The organism is Altericista sp. CCNU0014 (assembly GCF_044923475.1).
Lineage (GTDB): Bacteria > Cyanobacteriota > Cyanobacteriia > Thermosynechococcales > Thermosynechococcaceae > JAAURS01.
The window spans coordinates 2,878,197-2,900,242 of sequence record NZ_CP137338.1 but is presented as its reverse complement, the minus strand read 5'-3'; the positions used below and the strand labels follow the sequence as shown (position 1 = coordinate 2,900,242).

Annotated in this window: 6 protein-coding genes (1 of these 6 only partly in view); 1 reads left to right on the top strand and 5 read right to left on the bottom strand. The window is 51.0% G+C overall.

Annotated elements, in window-relative coordinates:
- Positions 1 to 88: 88 nt before the first annotated feature.
- Positions 89 to 463 (top strand): hypothetical protein, encoded by a 375-nt coding sequence (locus R6H26_RS14045; RefSeq protein WP_404783113.1) that lies wholly within the window; start codon positions 89 to 91, stop codon positions 461 to 463.
- 30 nt (positions 464 to 493) lie between these two features.
- On the opposite strand, the gene R6H26_RS14040 is transcribed toward R6H26_RS14045, so the two are convergent.
- The 5 genes in view from R6H26_RS14040 to R6H26_RS14020 are tightly spaced (at most 55 nt apart) and all read right to left on the bottom strand, a layout consistent with a single transcriptional unit that may run on beyond the window.
- On the bottom strand, positions 494 to 1,933 hold the full coding sequence (locus R6H26_RS14040; protein WP_404783112.1) for an aspartate aminotransferase family protein: 1,440 nt from the start codon (positions 1,931 to 1,933) through the stop codon (positions 494 to 496).
- Between the two features lie 55 nt (positions 1,934 to 1,988).
- Positions 1,989 to 10,937 carry an amino acid adenylation domain-containing protein gene (locus tag R6H26_RS14035; RefSeq protein WP_404791163.1) on the bottom strand — a complete coding sequence of 2,983 codons (8,949 nt, stop codon included), beginning with the start codon at positions 10,935 to 10,937 and terminating at the stop codon, positions 1,989 to 1,991.
- On the bottom strand, positions 10,934 to 14,209 hold the full coding sequence (locus R6H26_RS14030; protein ID WP_404791161.1) for an amino acid adenylation domain-containing protein: 3,276 nt from the start codon (positions 14,207 to 14,209) through the stop codon (positions 10,934 to 10,936). The genes R6H26_RS14035 and R6H26_RS14030 overlap by 4 nt, the downstream gene beginning before the upstream one ends.
- Positions 14,210 to 15,280: a TauD/TfdA family dioxygenase gene (locus R6H26_RS14025; RefSeq protein ID WP_404791159.1), complete on the bottom strand. Its 1,071-nt coding sequence runs from the start codon at positions 15,278 to 15,280 to the stop codon at positions 14,210 to 14,212.
- A protein-coding gene (locus R6H26_RS14020; RefSeq protein WP_404791157.1) for an SDR family NAD(P)-dependent oxidoreductase crosses the window boundary here: on the bottom strand, positions 15,277 to 22,046 show its 3' portion. The gene runs 559 nt beyond the window's last position; the window shows 6,770 of its 7,329 coding nt (coding positions 560–7,329); the start codon falls outside the window, past its right edge; its stop codon occupies positions 15,277 to 15,279. Before R6H26_RS14020 ends, R6H26_RS14025 begins: the two co-directional genes overlap by 4 nt.

Sequence of the window (22,046 nt, the reverse complement as noted above, 5' to 3'; positions counted from 1 at the left end):
GAGCGCTAAAATACCTCATTCTAATTCCGCACCTGCGGAATGTGGGTTAGACCAACCTGAACGTGGCATTGACGCTCAAATTCAGCAAATGTCTGTAGCTCACGATCTTCTTCAAGCTGGGTGGGGGCTTTTTCTTGGCAATCCTCAAGAGCAAATGGCAGAGCGAGCTGGCTTATTAGAGTTGAATCACGTTAAGGCTCGTTTCTTTTCAGATGTGATTCCGTTTATCACAGAGGGAGAAAAACGACATCTACGGCAGACCATCCGCAAAGGCCCCAAAGGATCTAATGGACTGCCACAATATGTTGACTATGAAGTTCTCTTACCCTCGCGCTCTCTCGACGAATTTAGTCGATGGCTCTACCGCTTTATGGATCGGGCTTTAGTATTGGCTCCGCCAGAACTCATTCAAAAACATGCTAACGCGGCACAACGGCTTAGCAATCGTTATCACCAGCTTTAGCCACGTAAATATCGCTAAAGCTGGTGATACTTAAGGCAAAATTTTAGCTTCTCGAAGATCTTGAACGCTCTCTTTTATGGCATAAATGACTTTTTCTAAGTCATTTAATGTATGTGATGTAGACAGAATTCCGCCACTACCTTGGATAAAAATTCCTTTATGGATTAAGTGGTGGAATAGTAAGTCCATACTGACAGAAATAAAACGATTTTCTTCTGCCTGCTCGACAGGGCTGGAAAAACTGGAAGAAACCGTATTGAATACAGATCCAAAGTTAGCAAGTTTAATGAGGAGACCTTCCTCATTAAAGTAGGTATTCAAGGTTTCAATAAACTGCTGGGTACGCTGATTGAGCTGTTCCTGAAGAGACGGGCCTTGTTGCTTCAGATATTTGAGTACCGCATGGGCCGCAGCCATAGCCAAAGGGTGCTTACAGTAGGTTCCTGCAAAGAAGGTTTTTTCGGTTTGGGGAGAGGATGCATCTCCATAGTTCCAGTCACCACCATCAATTCGATCCATGTAGGTCGATCGACCAGCAATGACACCAATGGGCATCCCACCCCCCACAATCTTGCCGTAGGTAGCAATATCAGCCTGAATGCCAAACCAAGCTTGGGCACCGCCTAGATGAATGCGAAAACCCGTTAGCATTTCATCGAAAATTAGGGCTATACCAGCTGTTTGGGTGAGTTGTCTAAGCTGTTTGAGAAATTCATGAGGCTGTAGGTTAGGTTGTTCATCCTGGATGGGTTCAACAATGACTGCAGCCAGTTCATGACTGTGATGGTTGATGATTTCTAGGGATTGAGGGGTGCCATACTCTAGAACTAAGACATCTTTGGCCATGTTTTCAGGAACACCTAAGGCACTGGGAACTGTGTTCAAGGTGCCATCTACCGTTTGGGATTGAACCAAGGTACCGTCAAAATGACCGTGATAAGAACCCGAAAACATGACGATTTTTCTCCGCCTAGTAGCTGCTCGTGCCAGTCGGAGGGCAGTCATGACAGCTTCTGTGCCTGTATTGCTAAAAGTGACTCGTTCTAAACCTGTAAGCTCGCTTATCAGCGTAGCGACTTCCCCTGCTAAATCTGATTGGGGACCGATGTGGAATCCTTGTTCTAGACGTTGGGCGATCGCCTCTTTGATAAAAGGAGGATTATGGCCGAAAAAACTAACCCCAAATCCCATCACTAAGTCGATATATTCATTTCCATCCACATCCCACAGTCGGGAGCCTGAAGCCTTTTTCCCCACAATGGGATATACCATTTCTTTAAATGCAGGATGAAATCCTTCTGAATTCCTGCGATCTGCCAAGACAGCATGATAGTTTTGAGCTAATCGTTTGGAAGTTTGGGTGCGTTGGGTATAGGCTTCGATAAATTTTTTGAGGTAGGCTTGCCCCTGAAGCCTAGGCTGAGTCTGGTTGAAAGTTGGATTGGGTGAGTTAAGAACATTGAGATTCATTGAATTGTGCTCCTGGATATTCTTTGGGAAAAGTTCCGGTAGATAGCAGTTTCATTTATGACGGCTCTAGAGCATGATTTTGGATGAGGTAGCTAACATAGGTTCTCAGTAATGATTCATCGAGAGAAGGACAAGTGATTCCACTCCCTGCCAATCCCGCTAAGGTACTTTGGCAATCCAGCCGTAACTCGGCCTGGGGTCGATCTTGATGTTGCGTTCGTGCAGGAAACAATGGCAGCAGCGCCGATAGCGTTTGCTCTGGTGACTGTCCGGCAAGATCGATGAGGGTTGCGCGCCATTGGTCATAAGTCACTTGAGTTAGAGGGTAGCCACAGGAACGCAGGATGCCCAACAGCATACGGACATTGAGTAATTGAGGGTTAACCAGATGAAACGCTTGCCCGAAGGATTGCTGCTGCCGCGAGAGGTAAACAATGGCTTGACTGGCATAATCGATGGGAATTATATCTTCGTTTAAGTTGCCTTCTGGGACACTTCCCATTTGCACGCAGCCAATGATGAGTCTGTATAAGAAATCATTAGAGTTAAACACTCCGGTTTGACTATGGCCAGAGATCCGTGCAGGGCGATAGATAGAGACTGGCAAACCTCTTTGAGCCGCCGTTTGGATTAACTTTTCAGCAACCCATTTAGTTTGAACATATCCATCTTCAGAAATCTTTTCACGATCGATACTCTCATTTTCAAGAACGGTTCTAACTCCCGTATATCCGTTTGAAGAAAAAACATTTGGAGTTGAGATAAAATGGATAGGCTTCGCCTTCATCTGGCAGGCTAATTTGATGATTTCTTTAGTTCCTAAAACGTTAGCGGGTTTTAGGACTGAATAAGGGTAAATATGATGAACCCAAGCACCGTTGTGATAAATGACATCAATTTGGCTGGCTAGAATTTTGAATTCGGCCTCAGTCATCCCTAGCCTTGGCAAAGCTAGGTCTCCCAAAATTGGGATAATTCTTGCCTCAAAGCTATTTTGCCAAATCAAGTAGGATTGAAGACAATTTCGAATGCTTTGGTGACCAGTCTCAAGGCTAGAAGAACGCACCAGACAGTAAACCGTTGCCTGGGTTTGCTGAAGCAATTCATAGAGCAAAAAACCCCCCAGAAAGCCTGTTGCTCCAGTCAATAAAATTGAATTAGGTTCATGCTGAGACAGGATAAATGGCGTTTCTGGTCTAATATCTGCATCTAGAATGGCTTCTCTATGTAAGTCAATTTTGCTCTCTACAAGCGGAATGGGTGAAGCTATATTTTGGATATTTTCTACCAAATTAGCAATGGTAGGAGATTCAAATAACACGCGCAGGGGAAGTTCGACTTGAAAAGTTTCTTTAATTTTAAGAATGAGTTGTGTGGTCAAGAGAGAGTGACCGCCTAGTTCAAAGAAGTTATCGTGAATGCCGACTTGTTCCAGTCCAAGAACTTCAATCCACAATTGAGCCATCTGGATTTCTGGGGAGCTGCGAGGTGCTGTAAAAGTTTGCTCTAGTTCGGGTCTGCTGCGTTCGGGAAGCGGGAGGGCTTGACGGTTAATTTTACCGGTGGGGGTTAAGGGTAAAGCATCTAGGCAGATGAATGCTGAGGGCATCATGTAGCTGGGAAGTTTTGCTTTGAGCTGCGATCGCAATTGGCCCACTAACTGCTGCGTTGCTAGACCTTGTTGGGGATCGTTGGCATAGGCGTGCCAGGGTTGGAGGTTGAAGGCATCGCCAGAGGGATTGACGATCGCGGGTGCGGCTGAATTGCGTTTGAAGAGAGCATTGTATTGTCCTTCACGGCTGGTAGCTGACCAACTGATATTAATGGTGTAGGGAAGGGTTTCACCGATGCGCCACAACTGTTCTGGATCGACACCCTCCTGCGGTTCGGTCTGCAAACTCTGGCGTAGCGACCCAACTGTGGCAGAGTTTGTAGCCCTATTGAGAAGGTGAATGGCCTGCATCGCTGAAGATACACGTGCATTCGGAATATTTTTAATCCCCAAAAATTCTGGTTGCTGTGTCGCAAGTAATATCTGGACTGCGAGAACAGAAAGTTGGGCCTCTTGCCAATCCAGCCAAAGGATTTCGATGGATGGCACGGTAGCTATATCGGTATGAAGAATCACATCGTAGCGAAATTGAGTGAGTTCATTATGGTGTAAGCCCCGTTCGAGCAAAATTTCAACACGGGAGATTTGGGGAAGATGGGCTTTTAGGGCCAAGAAAAAGGCGGGGTCGATCGCCAACTGCTTTTCTTGGCAGAGTTTTTGCTGGATGTTGTGTTGGAGCGTATTGAGGGGGAGATCGTTGGGCGATCGCTCCAATTCCAAGGCGGTATAGAAGGCTTCCAACAGCGTCAGATTTCTGATATCGCCGAGGAAAATACATCCGCCTGGTTCCAAAGCTACCACCGCTTGTTCTAGAACGTGGACGAGATAGTGAATGTTGGGGAAGTACTGGGCAACGGAAACAATCAAAACGGTATCCACAGAACCGGGCTGTACCCCAATAAAATCATCCGCACTTCTTTGGGTGAAGGTAACGCCTGACCAGTTTTTGCCGAGCTTTTGGAGTTGCTGTTGCAAAATATTGAGGGCATTGGCAGAGGGGTCGGTAGCCCAGTATTGGGTACAGTGGGGGGCAAGCTGCAATAACATTAAGCCGCTCCCCCCACAGCCTAGCTCTAGGACACGATTGGGATGGAGTTGTTTGATGCGCTGGACGGTTTGTTCCATCCAGGCTTGAACTTGTTCGTTTGGGATAGGCTGATGGTCGTAACTGCTCTCCCAGCCTTTGACGTAAAAACCAGACTGTTGCTGCGGATCGAATTCATGATAAAGGTCGTCAAAAACGGTTTGCCATTGGGAAACTTGTGTATAGCTAGGGGTATCTAGGGATTCATCAGGCACAATGTAGGCCACTATACGTTGCGTTTCATTTTCTTCTTGGGCGATAACTAGCGCTGCTTTAACCCCAACTTGTTGGTGCAAAATAGCCTCAATTTCACCCAGTTCAATGCGGAACCCCCGAATTTTGACTTGTTCGTCTAAACGACCCAGAAACTCTAGATTGCCATCTCGGCAATAACGTACCCGATCGCCCGTGCGATAAAGTCGTGCCTCTGGATCTGAACTAAACGGATCGCGAACAAAAGCTTTTGCGGTCAGTTCGGGTTGATGGAGATAGCCCCTAGCCAATCCCGCTCCTGCAATGTACAGGCATCCTGGAACTCCAATCGGTACGGGTTGTAAGGCTTCATCTAACACATAGGTCTGAACATTAGAGATCGGTTTTCCGATGGGAACCGTGTTACCAGGTAGAACCCTTTCTGGCGATAACTCCCAGGTGGTTGCCACAATCGTTGTTTCTGTGGGTCCATAACTGTTGATGAGGCGAACCGTTGGGGCAAGTTTCTGCCAAGTTGCAAGGTGTTCGGCAGAAGCCGCTTCTCCGCCAATGATGACCAGTCTGATGGATTTGGGTAAGGCGAGGTTCAGACGCTTCATTTCGGTCACGAGCTGATGCCAAAAGGCAGTCGGTAGATCCAGGACGGTTAATTGATATTCGAGGCAGCGATTCAGAAAGGTGGGAATGGTGCTCAGCATTTCCTCCGTTCGCAGGATGAGGGTGGCTCCTTGGGCAAGGGCAGGAAAGATTTCTTCAGCAGCAGCATCAAAACTGAGGGAAGCAAATTGAAGGACGCGATCGCAGTCTGCGATTCCATAGTTCTCGATGGCGGACTGGGTGAAGTTTGCTAGAGACTGATGCTCGATCGTCACGCCTTTGGGTTTACCCGTAGAGCCGGAGGTGTAGATGATGTAGCTAAGGTGTTGATTGCCAGACTGACAAGGTGGGTTATTCTGGGGCTGAAGGGCGATCGCGGGTTCATTGAGACAGATCGTTTGTATCGCCTGTCCAAAGCGATGGGTTAGCTTCTCCTGTGTCAGAACAATCTGTAAATGAGAATCGTCCAGAATCCCTATGACGCGGTCTTCCGGATACGTTGGATCGATAGGGACGTAAGCCCCGCCTGCTTTGAGTACGCCCAATAGGGCAGCGATCGTCTCGATAGACTTCTCAAAACAAAGGCCAACTAATCTATCTGCTTTGACACCTAGTGAAATGAGATGATGGGCAATTTGGTTGGCTTGGGTGTTGAGGGCATGGTAGGTAATGGATCGATCGCCACAAATAATGGATGTAGCGTCTGGCGTTCGTTCGACTTGTGCCTCAAACAGTTGATGAATCGTTTGACCGCTAGGATATTCTTTGCGAGTATTATTCCACTCCACTAAGAGCTGCTGTCGTTCTGATTCAAGGAGTAAGGGTAAGGTTGAAATTTGTTGTTCGGGATTTGCGATGATACTCTCTAACAGAGTTTGATAGTGCCCTAAAAAACAAGTAATGGTTTCGCGATCGAATAAATCGGTGTTGTATTCACAGGAACCCACTAAGCCCCGATCGGTTTCTGACATGAATAGCGTTAGATCATACTTGGCATTTTTAACTTCAGGTTCTAAAACTTCAAAGCTCAAACCGGATATTTGAAGGTTTTGGCTAGCAAGGTTTTGCAATTCAAAGGCAACTTGAAAGAGGGGTTGATAGCTCAGGTTTCGCTCTATCTTGAGTTCGGCAACCAGTTTCTCAAAGGGTAAGTCTTGATACTCGTAGGCATCCAGCGTTACTTTTTGGACTTGGCCGAGCAGTTCTTTGAAGCTGAGTTCTACCGCAAGCTGCGTGCGAAGCACTAATGTGTTCGCGAAAAACCCAATTAGCCCTTCAATTTCGGGTCGATTGCGATTGGCGATCGCCGATCCGACCAAAATATCCGTCTGGCCTGTGTAGCGGTACAGGAGCACTTTGAATGCAGCCAGCAAGACCATATACAGGGTCGCTGATTCCTGCTGAGCAAGGGTTTGTAACGCTTGACTTAATTCAAGGGAAAATTCTAAAGTCTCAATTGCACCGTTTGCACTTTGAATAGCGGGTCGCGGGCGATCTGTAGGTAGTGCGAGGACAGGAGGTGCATCTTTAAGCTGTTGGCTCCAGTAGTGGAGTTGGTTTTCTAGAACTTCCCCTTGCAGCCATGCTCGCTGCCACATGGCAAAGTCTGCATACTGGATCGGGAGTTCTGTTAGCGGGGAAGGCTTGCCAGCGCTAAAGGCTTCGTAGAGGACGCTAAATTCTTGAATGAGAATTCCAGAAGACCAGGCATCGCTAATGATGTGGTGCAGGGTAAAGAGCAGCACATGATGTTCTGCATTGAGGCAAAGTACCGTGAGACGCAAAAGTGGGTCTCGATCGAGGTGGAAAGGTTTTAGGTTTTCTGCTTCGGCTAGGCGGTAAATTTCGGCGTCCTGTGCTGTAGGTGGAAGATTTTGTAACGCGATGACGGAAAGACTGGCAATCGCACTGGGTTCGATCGCCTGTAACGGCTGTTGATTGGCCGGGATAAATCGGGTTCTGAGGATGTCGTGGCGGCGCTGAATTTCAGTAAAGCAACGCTTTAGGATCTCAATTTGTAGTGCACCTCGGATCCGGAGGGCACAGGGAATATTATAGGCAGGGCTATCGGGTTCAAGTTGGGTCAGAAAATAGAGTCTGTCTTGGGCAAAGGAAAGCGGGCAAGGACTATAAGTCTCTCGTTTAGGAATAGTCGGGATGGGGACAGCCGCAAGATCGCCTTGTGTTTGAGTATTTAGGGATTGCTCGAGGTGTTGCGCTAGCCCGGCTATAGTCGGCGACTCAAACAGGCAGCGTAGGGGGACGTCAACGTTTAGTGCCTGCCGAAGTTTGGAAATAACGCGGGTGGCCAGTAGGGAATGCCCGCCTAAGGCAAAAAAGTTGTCGTGAATGCCAATGGGTTCGATGCCCAAAAGGTTCTGCCAGATGGCTGCGATCGCCTGTTCTAGGTCGGTCTGCGGCCCAGTAAAGGGGCGATCTAGCCCGAACTCAGCTTTATCTGGGGTGGGTAAGGCCCGACGGTCTACCTTGCCATTGGGGGTGAGGGGAATGGCATCCAAAATGACGAAGGCACTGGGAATCATGCACTCGGTCAGAGATTGGCTGAGGTAGTCCCTTAACGTTTGGGATAGGGTGTGGCGATCGCACTCTATCCCACGCTCGTTCAAAACAACATAGGCAATCAGTCTGGCATTGCCGGAACTTGCGTCATGAGCAGTGACGATCGCCTGGTAGATGAAAGGAGATTGAGCGATCGCAACTTCAATCTCCCCCAGTTCAATGCGAACGCCACGAATTTTGACTTGGTAGTCCAGCCGATCCAAGAACTCAATATTGCCATCGGGTAAAGATCGGGCGAAGTCACCCGTGCGGTATAAGCGAGCGTTTGGATCTGAGCTGAATGGATTTGGGATAAAGCGTTCTGCTGTTAAGTCAGATCGATTCCAATATCCCCGTGCGAGTCCTTTACCACCAATGTACAGTTCTCCTTTGACGCCAATCGGAACCGGATTGAGATGGGTATCTAAAATATACAGTTGAGTATTGGCAAAGGGTTTGCCAATGGGAACCAGTCGATCTGAGAGGAGCGTGAGGTCTGAATTTTCAAAATAGGAGCTATCAATGGTGGCTTCGGTTAAGCCAAAGGAGTTAATGAGGCGGGTTTGAGGGCCGCAGTATTGCCGGAAGGTTTGATACTCCTGTACAGACCAGCGATCTGAGCCGCAGATGAGGAGGTTCATAAACCCTAAGTTTTGCTGGGTTTGTTCCAGGTACTCCATAAGCGTGCGCAGAACCGCAGGGACAAATTCAGCACAGTTGACTTGTTGTTGCTGCATGAGGGTGTAGAGTGCCTTGGGGTCAAGCAAATCCTCCCGTGGGCACAGAACTAACTTGCCTCCCGCACACAAGGCTCTGACCCAATCGCCAGTAAAGACATCAAAGGCAAAGTTAGCCATTTGGAGATGAGTTGTAGCCTGGGATTTGAGTTGATAGGTATCCTCCCAAGCAAAGTAAGCATTAATGAGGCTCTGATGCTCCACCATCACACCTTTGGGTTGACCTGTCGAGCCAGAGGTGTAGATCGTATAGGCCAGACGATCGGGTGTAACGCAGGATTGAGGATTATCTTGGTGTTCTGAGTCAATAGCCTCAATTAAAAGAACTTGAGCTGAATGAGCGGGTAGTTGCGAGATCGAATCCTTCTGAGTGAGGAGAATTGAGATCTCTGCATCGGTGAGGATAAAGTTGAGGCGTTCTGTTGGATAGCTTGGATCCAGCGGAACATAAGCTCCCCCTGCTTTGAGAATACCGAGAACCCCAATGATGAGTTCGAGCGATCGCTCCACACACAACCCCACGCGCACTTCTGGGCCAACGCCTTTCTCCATCAGCGCATGGGCGATTTGATTGGCGCGGTTGTTGAGTTTCTGGTAGGTCAGGGATTGGCGATCGAAGACGACTGCGATCGCATTGGGAGTTTGCTCTACTTGTAATTCAAAGAGTTGTTGAATGCACGAGTATTGGGGATAATCCCGACGGGTGTTGTTCCAGTCTTGTAAAAGCTGTTGAACTTCGACAGGTGTGAGCAGGGGGAGGTCGGCCAGGGACCGATCGGGTTGAGCAATAATTCCTGCCAGTAAGGTCTGGAAATGGGTCAGCATTCGCTGGATAGCGTCTGCATGGAATAAATCTGTGCTGTACTCTAGCTGTGCTTTTAGACCCTGCTCAGACTCCATCACCGCAAGGGTTAGATCGAAGTTTGAAGTTTGGCTTTCAACTTTGAGGGGCGTCAGGCTCAGTCCCGGAAAATTTAGGGCTTGGGTTGGCGCATTTTGCAGAATGAACATGACATCAAACAGCGGGTTACGGCTGGGGTCGCGTTCTGGCTGGAGGGTTTCGACTAACTGCTCAAAGGGCAGATCTTGATGGGCATAGGCTTCTAGGGCTACCCGTTTGACTTGACTTAAAAAAGCTCGAAAGCTCTCTTTGGCTGTGACCTGAGTCCTCAGGACTTGGGTGTTCACAAAAAAGCCAATCAAGCCTTCGAGTTGCGATCGATTTCGGTTGGCAATGGGGGTACCGATCCATAAGTCTTCTTGCTGGGTATAGCGATAGAGCAATACCTTAAAGGCTGCGAGCAGCACCATAAAAAGGGTTGCCCCTTCCTGTCGTGCCAAGTCTTTTAGGTTTTGGCTTAAAGAGACAGGGAACAGAATGGATTGAGTTGCACCGCGATAGGTTTGAATGGCAGGCCGGGTTCGACTGGTGGGAAGCTCCAGCAGGGAAGGCGTGCCGCTCAACTGCTGCTTCCAATAAGCAAGCTGAGCCTCTAGATAATTCTCCTGAAGCCATTGGCGCTGCCAGACTGCAAAGTCTGCATATTGGATGGGCAGGTCGGGGAGGGTTGCCGGATTTCCCGTTATCAATGCGGTGTAGGATGCGATCGCTTCCTGAATCAACACTTGCATAGACCAGGCATCAGCAATGCTGTGATGTAGGGTAAACAGCGCAACCCGCTCTGTTTCCTTGAGGTGCAGAAGGGTCGTTCGCAGCAGTGGCCCGGTTTCTAAATCAAACGGACGTTTGGCCTCTTGCTGGGCGAGGTGCTGCACTTCAATCTGCTGCTGCGATTGACTCAGATGGCTCAGGTCAACAACATCCAGTGGCAGAAAGAGTTCTGACAAAATCACCTGTACGGGGCGGTCATCTTGGCTCGCAAACACCGTTCGCAGAATTTCATGGCGCTGGATGACGATGTTGAGACTTTGCTCTAATGCAGCGACATTAAGCTGGCCCTGGATGGAGATTGCCAAGGGAATGTTATAGGCGGTACTCTCCGGTTCAAATTGGTGCAGAAACCAGAGTCGTTCCTGGGCAAAGGAGAGGGGAAAGGGTTGAGTCGCTCCTGCGGAGCAGTGACGGGGTTGCGGCTGAATGTGGCCTTGGGGTTCTGGTTTACTTTGCTTGAGCAATCGCTGGCGCAGTAGCTCCTGTTGGGCAGGGGACAGGGCTGTAATGTTCGGGAGGGGAATACTCATCGGTGGGCCTCCTGTTCGAGGGTGGCAAGCATGGCTTGGGCTTCTTCATCTGAGAGCTGTTGAATTTCCGCTAGGGCCTGGGCAAAAACGTCTTCCTCGGAAGCATCAGCCAACTGTTGAGCGATCGATATGGCTAAATCTGCGATCGTGGGTGCGGCAAAGAATTGGCGAAGTGGGATTTCGACGTGGAAGGTATCTCGGCAGCGTGAAGCTAGTTGGGTTGCCAGGAGAGAATGTCCACCGAGGTCAAAGAAGTTGTCATGGATGCCAACGGGATCGACTTTTAAGATTGCCGTCCAAATCTCTCCAAGCTTTACTTCCGTGGCGGTACGAGGCGCAACAAAGGCATGGGAGCGTTCGGGTTGGACTCGATCGGGGCTGGGGAGCATCTGCCGATCTATTTTGCCATTGGGCGTTCGGGGGAAGGTTTTGAGCGAGATAAATATCGAAGGCACCATATAGTCGGGCAAGGTTTCCCGTAGGGTTTGGCGTAGGATATCCGTTAGATTAGGGTCTGCATCTGGTTGCGGGCGCAGATAGGCCACGAGCCGCCGATCTCCGGGACTGTCTTCGCGCACCAAAACAATGGTTTCTAGGATAGACGGGTGTTGGGCGATTGCCGCTTCAATTTCTCCCAGCTCAATCCGAAAGCCGCGCAGTTTTATTTGATCGTCCATGCGTCCTAGGAACTCAATGTCGCCATTGGGACGGTAGCGGGCCAAATCTCCAGTGCGGTAGAGTTTGGCATCTGGGTCGGCAGCAAAGGGATGGGGAATAAATTTTTCAGCGGTTAACTGAGGCTGATGTAAATACCCCCTCGCGACGCCTTCCCCACCCACGTAAAGCTCGCCTGTGACGCCAATGGGGACAGGCTGCTGCTGGGCATCCAAAATGTAAATCTGGGCATTGGGAATGGGACGGCCAATCGGCACAGTACTGGACACAGTACTGGGTAATTTCTGAACCTCTCCTTCGCAGCGATAGACCGTACTCCAAACGGTTCCTTCCGTAGGTCCATATTCATTAAAGAGTGGCGTTTCAGGGTATTGGTCTAAATGACGACGAACGAGCGCAGTAGGGCAAACCTCCCCAGCCACGATCGTGGTTTGTAGGGATTTAAGCTGCTGGGGTTGAGCGGTTTCTAAGAGCAGGTTATAGAGCGAGGGTAGCGCGAGCAGATGGGAAATCTGATGGTGGGCGATCGCCGCCACGAGTCCTGCCGGATCGCGCTCTAGTCCGACTTCGGGTAAATGGAGTTCCCCTCCCTGACAGAGGCTCCAGAAAATGCCTGCCACGGAGCTATCAAAGGCGAAGGAGGAAAGGAGTAAAAAGCGATGGATGGGTGTGGGGTAGGTTAGAAGCCGCGCATAGGTGGAATGCACGAGATTGCGATGGGTAATCTGAACGCCCTTGGGCTGTCCGGCGGAGCCAGAGGTGTAGATGACGTAGGCTAAGTTATCCGGTGTTACAGGACTGGTAACGGGTGCAGAAGGATGGTGGGCGATCGCATCCCAATCCGCATCTAAACACAGGACTTGAGTTTCAGGGAATTGAGAGACAAGATGCTGCTGGGTGAGCAATAGAGAAACCCGAGCATCTTGGCGCAAGAAGTCTAAACGGGTGCTCGGATAGGTGGGATCGAGAGGTACGTAAGCCCCCCCTGCTTTGAGGATGCCGAGAATGCCGATAATCATTAGGGGCGATCGCTCGACGCAAAAGCCCACTAAAACCTCTGGCCCGACACCAAGCTGTTGCAGGTGATGGGCCAATTGGTTGGAGCGATGTTCTAGATCTTGGTAGGTGAGCTGCCGATCGGCACAAGCCACAGCAATGCCAACAGGGAAGCGTTCAGCCTGGGCACTGATGAGGTGATGGATACAGACTTCTTTGGGATAGGTGGCTGGGGTTTGGTTAAACTCGACCAGGATCTGGTGACGATTGTGCAGAAGATCGAGGGAACGAATGGGGATTTCTGGCGTGTGAATGGCACTGTCTACAAGCTGATGAAATTGGGCCGCCATTTCCCGAACAACTGCGGCACTGAAGAGACTCGCATCGTAGTGGAATGCTGTGGCGAGGGTTTGTTGCTGCTCGGTACAAGCCAACCTCAAGTTAAATGGCTCTAGACAAGCAATCTGCCGTAACAAAGAAAAAGAGATCTCACCATGACAGGAAGTTGCCGTGAGGGGATGGTAGTCATAGCCAATGGGCCAGTACTGCTTTTGGGGTGGAAGAGCGGGGTTGGTCGCGCAATCCCAGGTAAAGCAATCTTGCCACTGGTGCATGTCCTGAAGGGAAGTGTCGATATTTTTCAGAACATCTAGAAAGGTTTGATGGGATTGGCAGGAGTGCACTAAAGGTAAATACTTGGTCAAATTTCCCAACACGGTTTCGAGTTCTGCATACTTCCGTCCTGTAAAGGCTGTACCGATGCGGATTTTGGGGTCGCCTGTCCAGCGCCAGAGTAGGATATGCCAGCAGGTCAACAAAACGGTAGAAACAGGAACATCTAAGGTTTGAGCCATTGCCCCAAGTTTGGTAGTTTGTTCAGGCTCAAAGGTTAACGCAATATGTTGAGGCGTAAATCCAGTCGGTTGCGTCTCAGAACGCTCAAAGGGGAGCTTAAATCTGTGGAACTCTGTGTAATCTTGCTTGAGCCAATACGCTTGACCGATGGCTGTTTCAGTTGCGACTAAAAGCCCCTGCTGCCATTCCGCAAAATCTGCATATTGAAGGGGGTCGTCTGCGGCGGACTCATGGGCCAGGGTTGCGTGATAGCAGCGCCCGATTTCTGCCACCAGTTGGGTGAGGGTCGCGGCATCGGCATGGAGAGCACTGAGGCGCACCAAAAGCATGTGCTGCGTGGGAGAAAGCGTAACCAAAAGACTCTGCCAAGGCAGATCTTGGAGACCCGCACTCAAAGGTTTAATCCATTGCTGCCACAGGGCTTCAAGCTGAGTTTCCTGAGTGTCGGGATCCAGATGGGTAAGGTTGTTAGTGTTATGGCTCAAAAAACTTTCTGCACGAATCATCTGCACTGGAAGGGTCATACCTGGTGGACAGACGAAAGTAGTGCGGAAAATTTCGTGACGCTGGACGAGGGTTTGGATAGCCTGGGCTAAGGTATCAAGCTGGATCGGCCCGTCAATCGCAATTTGGCCGTGCACGCTGTAGGGGTGAGGTTCACCTTGCTGTACAACTCCTTGCTGTAAGTTCCAAAGCCGCTCTTGTTGAAGCGATAGCCGAAATCGTTGGATCGTTGCGGTGGTCATCTAATGCTCCCCCTCTGTGACACGGGCTAAAGAATGATTGGGGCTGTAAGGTTCAGCCATCCCGACTAAAACTTGTCGTGGGCCGACAAAGGGTTGACGACCGTGAATCGCGAGCATGTTGTCGAGCAGCACAATATCCCCTGACTGCCAAGGGAAGGCGATCGTGGTGTGCTGATAGGCCCTCCGCAGATGCTCGATGACGTCTGGCTCAATGGCTGTGCCGTCGCCATAAAAGGTTTGGGTGGGAAGGTCTAGGTCAGCAAAGTTGGCCAGTAGCGGGGTGCGGATGGCCTCAGGTAGGGTAGAAACATGAAAAAAGGTGGCGTGGTTAAACCAAACGGGCGAACCCGTTTGTGGATGCGCGACGATCGCTGGGCCAATTTGCCGGGTGCGCAGGCGATCGCCAGACTTCCACTCGGTCTCGACGCCCTGCTGCTGACAGTAGGCATCCACCACTGCTGGATCGGTGGTTTGAAAGACGGTCTGCCAAGGCAATCCAAACCCATCCCCAAAGTTACGCACGTATAGAATCTGTTTGGCAATGAAGCGATCGCGAATCTCTGAATCGATCCGCGCTAACACTTGACGGGAGCTGCCTATCGGTGTCTCGCCCCCCTGTTGAGCTGGTGTTTGGCAATAGAAGAAAATTTTGAGGGGAAAGGTCGGAGAGTAGGCGTGTTCGTTATGGGGAAAGATACTTTGATCGGCAGGGTAGTCGGTGGAGGTATAGATCCGCTCTGCAACCTGCGATCGCGGTGAGGCTCGATAGCGATATTCCATGGCTTCAGTGGCGATGGCTGCGATGGTTTGCTGAAAGACCTCAACGGAGGGCACAGCAAAGTCGCGAAACAAGATGGCCCCGTGCTCTAGCAATTGAGATTGAATCCAAGATCGGCTCATCTCGGCCCAAGTGGGTAAATCCACACCTTTGACCGCAGGCTTAATCACCAGCGGAAAGTGAGAGTTATCGGGAGAGAGGGGTTCAATTTTAATCAGATCGGCTGGGGAGAAACTCAATGCCTTGCGTTGGAGCTTTCCTGGAGCCTGAGGGCTATATCCGGTTTGGGTCATGGGGAACTCCTTTCTGGGGTAGAGCGGCGATCGCGCTTTAAGGTAGCGAGCTGTCGCTGAATTGTGGTTTCGTAGGTTTGCACTTGCGCGATCTGCTGTTTCATTTCGGCTTCAGCCAGGGCAGAGGTGAGATCGCTTAAAGTGGCATCGGGATGCTGGGCAATGTGGTGCAAAAGCCGATCGAATTGCACCATCATCTGGGTGATGGTGTTGCGCTCGAACCGATCGGTGTTGTACTCCCAAATACTGTGGAGTCCCCGTTCTGTCTCGTTCAACTCCAAAAGCAGATCGAACTGGACTGTGTTCCGTTCTACCGTCAATGGCTGAAGGGTCAATCCGGGTAGAGTGAAGGGATTGATCTGAGGCGTTTCCAGCACAATCTTGACCTGAAACAAGGGCGTTTGCTGCCCATCTCTCACGGGATTGATGGCTTCTACAAGTTTGTCAAAGGGCAAATCTTGGTGGGCATAGGCATCTAAGGTTGTTTCACGAACTTGCTCCAGTACAGTTTCAAAGGTGGGGTTATCTCCCATCCGCGTGCGGAGGACAAGCTGATTCACAAAAAAGCCGATCAGATTTTCGGTTCCCGCCTGATTGCGGTTGGCAATGTCGGTGCCCACCACAATATCGGACTGCCCAGTATAGTGATGCAGCCACAGCTTAAAGGCTGCGGTCAGGATCATGAATAGGGTCACGCCTTCCCGCTGATGGGTGCCCTTCAGGGTTTTCACCAAGGCTTTAGAGAATAGGTGATACTGGCGACTGCCGTTGCGAGTTGGAGGTTGTGCAGGAGGGCAAACCGCTCTTACGGGGGCAGTGCTCGGCAGTGCTAAAACAGGGAGATCTTGTAATTGCCGAGTCCAGTAGGCCAACTGGGTCTCTAACCGTTCCCCTTGCAGCCAGTCCCGCTGCCATAGGGCAAAATCAGCATACTGAACAGGGAGAGCAGGCAGTGGAAAAGGTTTTCCCTGGGCGAAGGCCGTATACAGGGCCGTCAGTTCTTGGAGCAGAATGCTAATCGACCAACCATCGGCAATAATATGGTGCATGGAGAGCAGCAGCACATGCTCTGTTTCACCCAGGCGCAAAAGGGTGACATTCAATAACGGGCCTTGACCGAGATCGAAGGTACGATGGGCTTCTGCCGAGGCCCAGTCCTGCACGGTTTTCTCTCGTTCCTCTAGAAGTCGATCCTGAAGATCGATTTGCATCATCTCTAGAGCGAGATGGGGATGAACAATCTGCACGGCCTGTCCGTTTTGGAGAGAAAAGGTGGTTCGCAGAGCTTCATGACGGTTCGCAATCTCTTGGAAACTTTGTTCCAAAGCCGTGACTTGGAGCGTACCTATCAGCCGCACGGCTTGAGCAATGGTATGGGAACTATCTCCCGGCTGAAGCCGATCCATAAACCAAAGGCGCTGTTGAGCAAAGGAGAGTGCTAAAGGTGCTAAGTCTTTAGGACGAGGTTGAATGAGGGACTGAAATACTCCTGCTTTTCGCGATCGCGAAGTATCTTGAGCGATACATTCTGCTAATTCAGCGATGGTGGGTGCGTTGAAGAATTGACGGTAGGGTAGTTCGATCTGGAAGGTTTTGCAGAGTTGCGCTACAAGCTGGGTGGCAAAGAGGGAATCGCCTCCTAATTCAAAGAAGTTGTCGTGGATGCCAACTTGCTCAATGCCCAGAAGCTGCTGCCAAATCTGGGCGAGGGTTTCTTCTACTGCATTGCGGGGCGCTACTAGGGCTTTGCCTAAGCTGGGTCGGGCATGGGTGGGGCGGGAATAGCGGAGTTTTGCCAGAACTTCCGCGAGGGATTTTTGCCCCTTGGCCCGTTGCAGCAGGGTAGAACTATCCTGGGTCGAAATAACAAGTTGAGGCATTGGGGCGGCGCTCAAAACTCGCTGGAATACTTCCATCCCTTCCGAGCGGGATAGTCCTCCAGTCAGGGGTTCTCCAGTCAGGTTTTGATGGCGAGCCTCTACTGCCTGAGCCATCCCCACCCCTGCCCATCGATCCCAGTTGAGGGATTGAATTGGTATAGAACTTTGATGTGCTCGCTCCTGGACAAAGGCATCCAGAAAGGCATTTTCGGCAACGTAGTCCATCATCCCTGGCGATCCTTGAAAGGCAGATAGGGACGAACAAAGAATGAAGAAGTCTAGGTTGTTGTCGCGCAGCAGTGTTTCTAGGATGCGGGTACCCTGAACTTTGGGGGCAAGGGAACGGGCGATCGCCTCCTGCGTGACAAGCTGCATCATGCCCCCACCTGCCACCGCAGCCGCGTGAATGACGCCATGAATTGCTCCAAACTCCTGCTGAATTTGGGAGATCGCCCCTTGCATCTGCTCAAAGTTCGCTACGTCTGCCTGAATGACCCGTACCGTTGCTTGGAATGCTTCCATCGACTGGAGGTGTTGGATCTTCTGGCTTGTGGGATCGTCAGGAGGATGAGTTGTCAGCCAAGTGCCCCAATCCTGGCGATCGGGAAATTCCGAACGTCCCAGAAGAATGAGTGTGGCTCGAACGGATTGGGCGAGGTATTGGGCTAAGGCCAGTCCAATGCCTCCCAAGCCCCCAGTAATAAGATAGACGCCCTTTTCTCTAAGGCGGGGAGATGGTTCAGACTCAAGCTGGAGGGGTTCAAAGTGAGGTACCCAGCGGTGATGGCCCCGGTAGGCTACGACTGCATCGGGCATTAGCGTCATCAATTCTGCCAATACTCGATCGCTGAGGGTTTGCAGCAGTTCAGGCTGGTTTGCCGGAAGCACAAGATCGATGCTGATGCAGGTGATGTTGGGATACTCTAGGGGCATGACCCGACAGGGCCCCAGCAGCAAGGCTTTTTCGGCACACAGGGTTTCAGCACCCGTAACCGCCTGCATCTGATTGGCGATCGCGCCCACGGCAATCGACTCGTGAGGATAGACCTCCCCCAGAGCCTGCGCCAAAAACGTCAAACTCATCAAACCCAGTGCTTCTATTTGTTCGAGCGGAGTTGGACTACTATCCCCCCAATCCTCGGGTGTAACACTCCAAGCATGCACAATTTGTTTAGGAATTTTGTGCAATCCTTGTAGGGCTTGTAACAGCGCATCATAGTCCTGTCGTTCGGTGGGGCGCAGAGCGTAGATCGGGTAGTCTGCCTCTAGATTGCTACTAAACCGCTCACCGACATTGACCACCACTACATCCTGATGGTGTTGAACCAACCGCTGGACTAGGGTCGCACCCAGCCCACATCGATCTGCAAAGACAAGCCAGCAGTCTGCCTGTGAATCGAGTTTGGAGGTAGGGAACGAAGGTGACTGCGATCGCTTCCAAGAAGGAAGATAAAACCAGTCCGAAAGATTAGGCTTTGTCTCTAGTGGAGTAGGAGCCAACTTATGACTGTTTGGGGCAGTAAAAGCTGCCGGAGCGCGAGGAGAAGAGTCCGTCCGCGCAACGAGAATCAGTTCTCCAAAGAGTTCGGTTTCGGAGAAGGCTTCAACGCTGGTAAAGCCTTGCTGAAAGAGCGCTGTCTGCCATTGGCTCTTCGATAAAAAGGGATTGCCCTGGTCTCGCCCCGCTTCGGTCACCGGATGCATCAATAAACTATCGGCGATCTCAAAGTCAAATTGCGGCGCGATCATTTCCCAAAGCAACAGAATGCCACCAGGGGCTAACAAGGTACGAACTTGTTGCAGCGTCGCCTCAATGTTTTGGGTGACGTGAAGAACATTCACCGCGACGACCACATCCACGCTATGGGGCAGATATCCCTGTTCCGCGAGGGGTTTTTCGAGATTGAGGAAGCGATAGTCAACAAAGGAATGGCTGCTAAATTTTTGCCTTGCTTTTTCGAGAAACCATCCCCCTACATCGGTAAACGTATAGTGGGTGCGATCCGGTGGCAAACTTGGCAGTAAGGCTGCTGTCACTAAGCCATTGCCTCCGCCAACTTCTAAAATTCTGAGCTGAGTATTCGGTGAAAGGGATTGGGTTAGTGAGGCGATCAGGGATTGGGCGATCGCTTTCAAGCAGGTATTCAAAGGGATTTCCGGTGGTGGCGTGCTGGCTGAACGATGCTCTGATGCTGCGGTATAGAGCATCAGAGGTTCTTGGTTGCCTGCGAGCACCGCCGCCAAGTTTTCGCCGCAGTGTTGGATGAGATCGATATTGTGGAGGGTATCGGCCCATTGACTTTTGATTTCTGTACCAAGCTGCTGTACTTGCTCGGGGGATAATGGCTTCAAATCGAAGATCTGTCCTTCCTGAAGTTGCAGATCGCCTTGTTCGACCAGAACTGCGATCCATCGCTGGAGTAATTGTTGGTAGCGGGGAATGATTTGAAATTGGGTGAGGAATGTTGCAATGCTATATCGCTCGTCAGGATGGGCAAACGCCCCTAACTGCCGAAGTGCCAAGTTCATATAAGCGACACACAAGCGATCCAAGGTCTGTCGCTGCATTCGGTGGGTGGGTTCATCCAGCGTTAAAACTTGGCTCTGGGCTACTCCATGTCCCGCAGCCACCATGTCTGTCCAAACATCAGTTGCCGGTCGTAAGGACTCTCCTGTAACGGTAGGGGGGCTATCAATCCAGTAGCGCTGGTGTTCGAAGGGATAGGTGGGCAAGGGAACTCGCTGCCGGAGTTCCGGGTAGAAAACTCCAGGCTTGACGTCAATCCCTGCCAGCCACAAGCGACCCACTGCATTCAGTAAAAACCCATCATCCGATCGCTCTTCTTGAGGATGGCGGAGAGAGGTTAAAACCAATTGCTGGGGTGAGACAGAATGCTGTTGGGTAAAGGTGCTTAACGTCCGTCCTGGCCCTACTTCTAGGAACACGGAACAGGTGTCGAGCAGTTCCTTAATTCCCGCACTGAAGCGAACGGTATGCCGGAGATGGCTGCACCAGTATTGGGGATCGATCGCCTCATCATCAGTAATCCAAGTTCCCGTCAGATTAGAAAGAAAAGGAAGCTGCGGGGCATGAAGGGAAATACCCTGTAAGGTCTGGGCGAAGGTTGGGAGGATTGGTTCGACCGAGGGCGAATGGAAGGCATGAGAGGTTTGCAGTTGCCGACAGCCGATTTCTTTTGCTACTAAGTCTTGCTGGAGTGTGGCGATCGCCTCTACCGTCCCAGATACGACACAAACAGCAGGACTGTTACTTCCCGCCAAAAAGAGTTCAGTCCCGAGACGATCCGGTAGCAAATTCTGGAGGTCGGACTCAGAACACCGCACGGACAGCATTGCACCTGGGGGCAGTTGCTGCATGAGACGTCCCCGTTGGGCCACAAGTGTTAAAGCATCCTCTAAGGAGAAAACCCCCGCCAAGCAGGCTGCTACATATTCCCCAATGCTATGGCCGATCGTGGCAGTGGGCTGCACTCCCCAAGCCATCCATAATTGGGCGAGGGCATATTCGATGGTAAATAACGCAGGTTGGGCGATCGCCGTTTGGGTCAGTTGTTGGGTGGCGGCTTCGAGATCGGTATTAGCAGGGTAAAGAACGGTACGCAGATCGAACCCTAGATGGGGCTGAAGGCGTTCCGCACAGTCATCAATTTGTCGCCGGAAAAGCGGTTCGCGCTCGTAGAGATCTCGCCCCATATTGGGGTACTGCGCGCCTTGCCCTGGGAAAAGAAAGGCAATGGATCGAGCACCGGATTCAACAAAACCAGTGAAGACCCGTTGAGGATCGCAGTTTTCTAGGGATGTCGCTGCTTCCGTAAGGGATTCACAAACCACAAACCGACGATGTTCAAAGTCCTTACGCCCCACATGCAACGTGTAAGCCACATCTGCGAGGTTGAGCTGAGAGTGTTGCCGGAGATGGTTCGCTAGATTTGTCGTGGCTGATTCCAGCGCAGAAGATGTCTTAGCCGAAAGTCGCAAAACCTGCATTCCTACATTAGTGCTCTTTTCTCTCAAAACTGTAGAGCTGCGATCTTCAAAGTCCCCCAGAATTGGGGGATTTAGGGGGCCAGTGCAATCTCTTTGCGATTTGACAAACGCTCTCTCAAGGGCTTCTTCCAGCACCACATGGACATTCGTCCCGCCAATGCCAAAGGAGCTAACCCCCGCTCGGCGCGGCGTGCCGTTAGCCGTCCATTCCGCCAAGGTCGCGTTGACATAGAACGGACTGTTAGCAAAGTCGATCTGGGGATTGGGCGCTTTGTAGTGCAGGCTAGCCGGAATTTGCTGATGCTTGAGGGCGAGAACTGTCTTAATTAAGCCCGTCACCCCAGCAGCAGCGTCTAGGTGACCCACATTGGTTTTCACCGATCCGATCGCGCAAAAGCCTTTTTTCTGAGTTTGGCTGCGAAAGGCTTGGGTCAGGGCAGCAATTTCAATAGGATCGCCCAGAGCCGTTGCCGTACCGTGAGCCTCGATATAACTCACCGTCTCAGGTTCAACTTCAGCGATCGCATAGGCTGTCTGGATGACCTTAGCTTGGCTATCAATCCGGGGGGCGGTGTAGCTCACCTTCAACGCCCCATCGTTATTTATTGCAGAGCCTTTAATGACTGCGTGAATGCAATCCCCATCGGCTAGGGCATCATCAAGGCGCTTCAGAACCACAATTCCCATCCCTTCGCCGCCAACCGTTCCTTGGGCGGCGGCATCAAAGGCACGGCAGCGACCATCGGGAGAGCTAATGCCCCCCTCGACAGACCGATAGCCCGTTTTCCGAGATGTGCCGATCGATACTCCCCCCGCTAGGGCCATATCGCATTCCCCATTCAGGAGACTTTGAGCGGCGAGGTGAACTGCCACCAGAG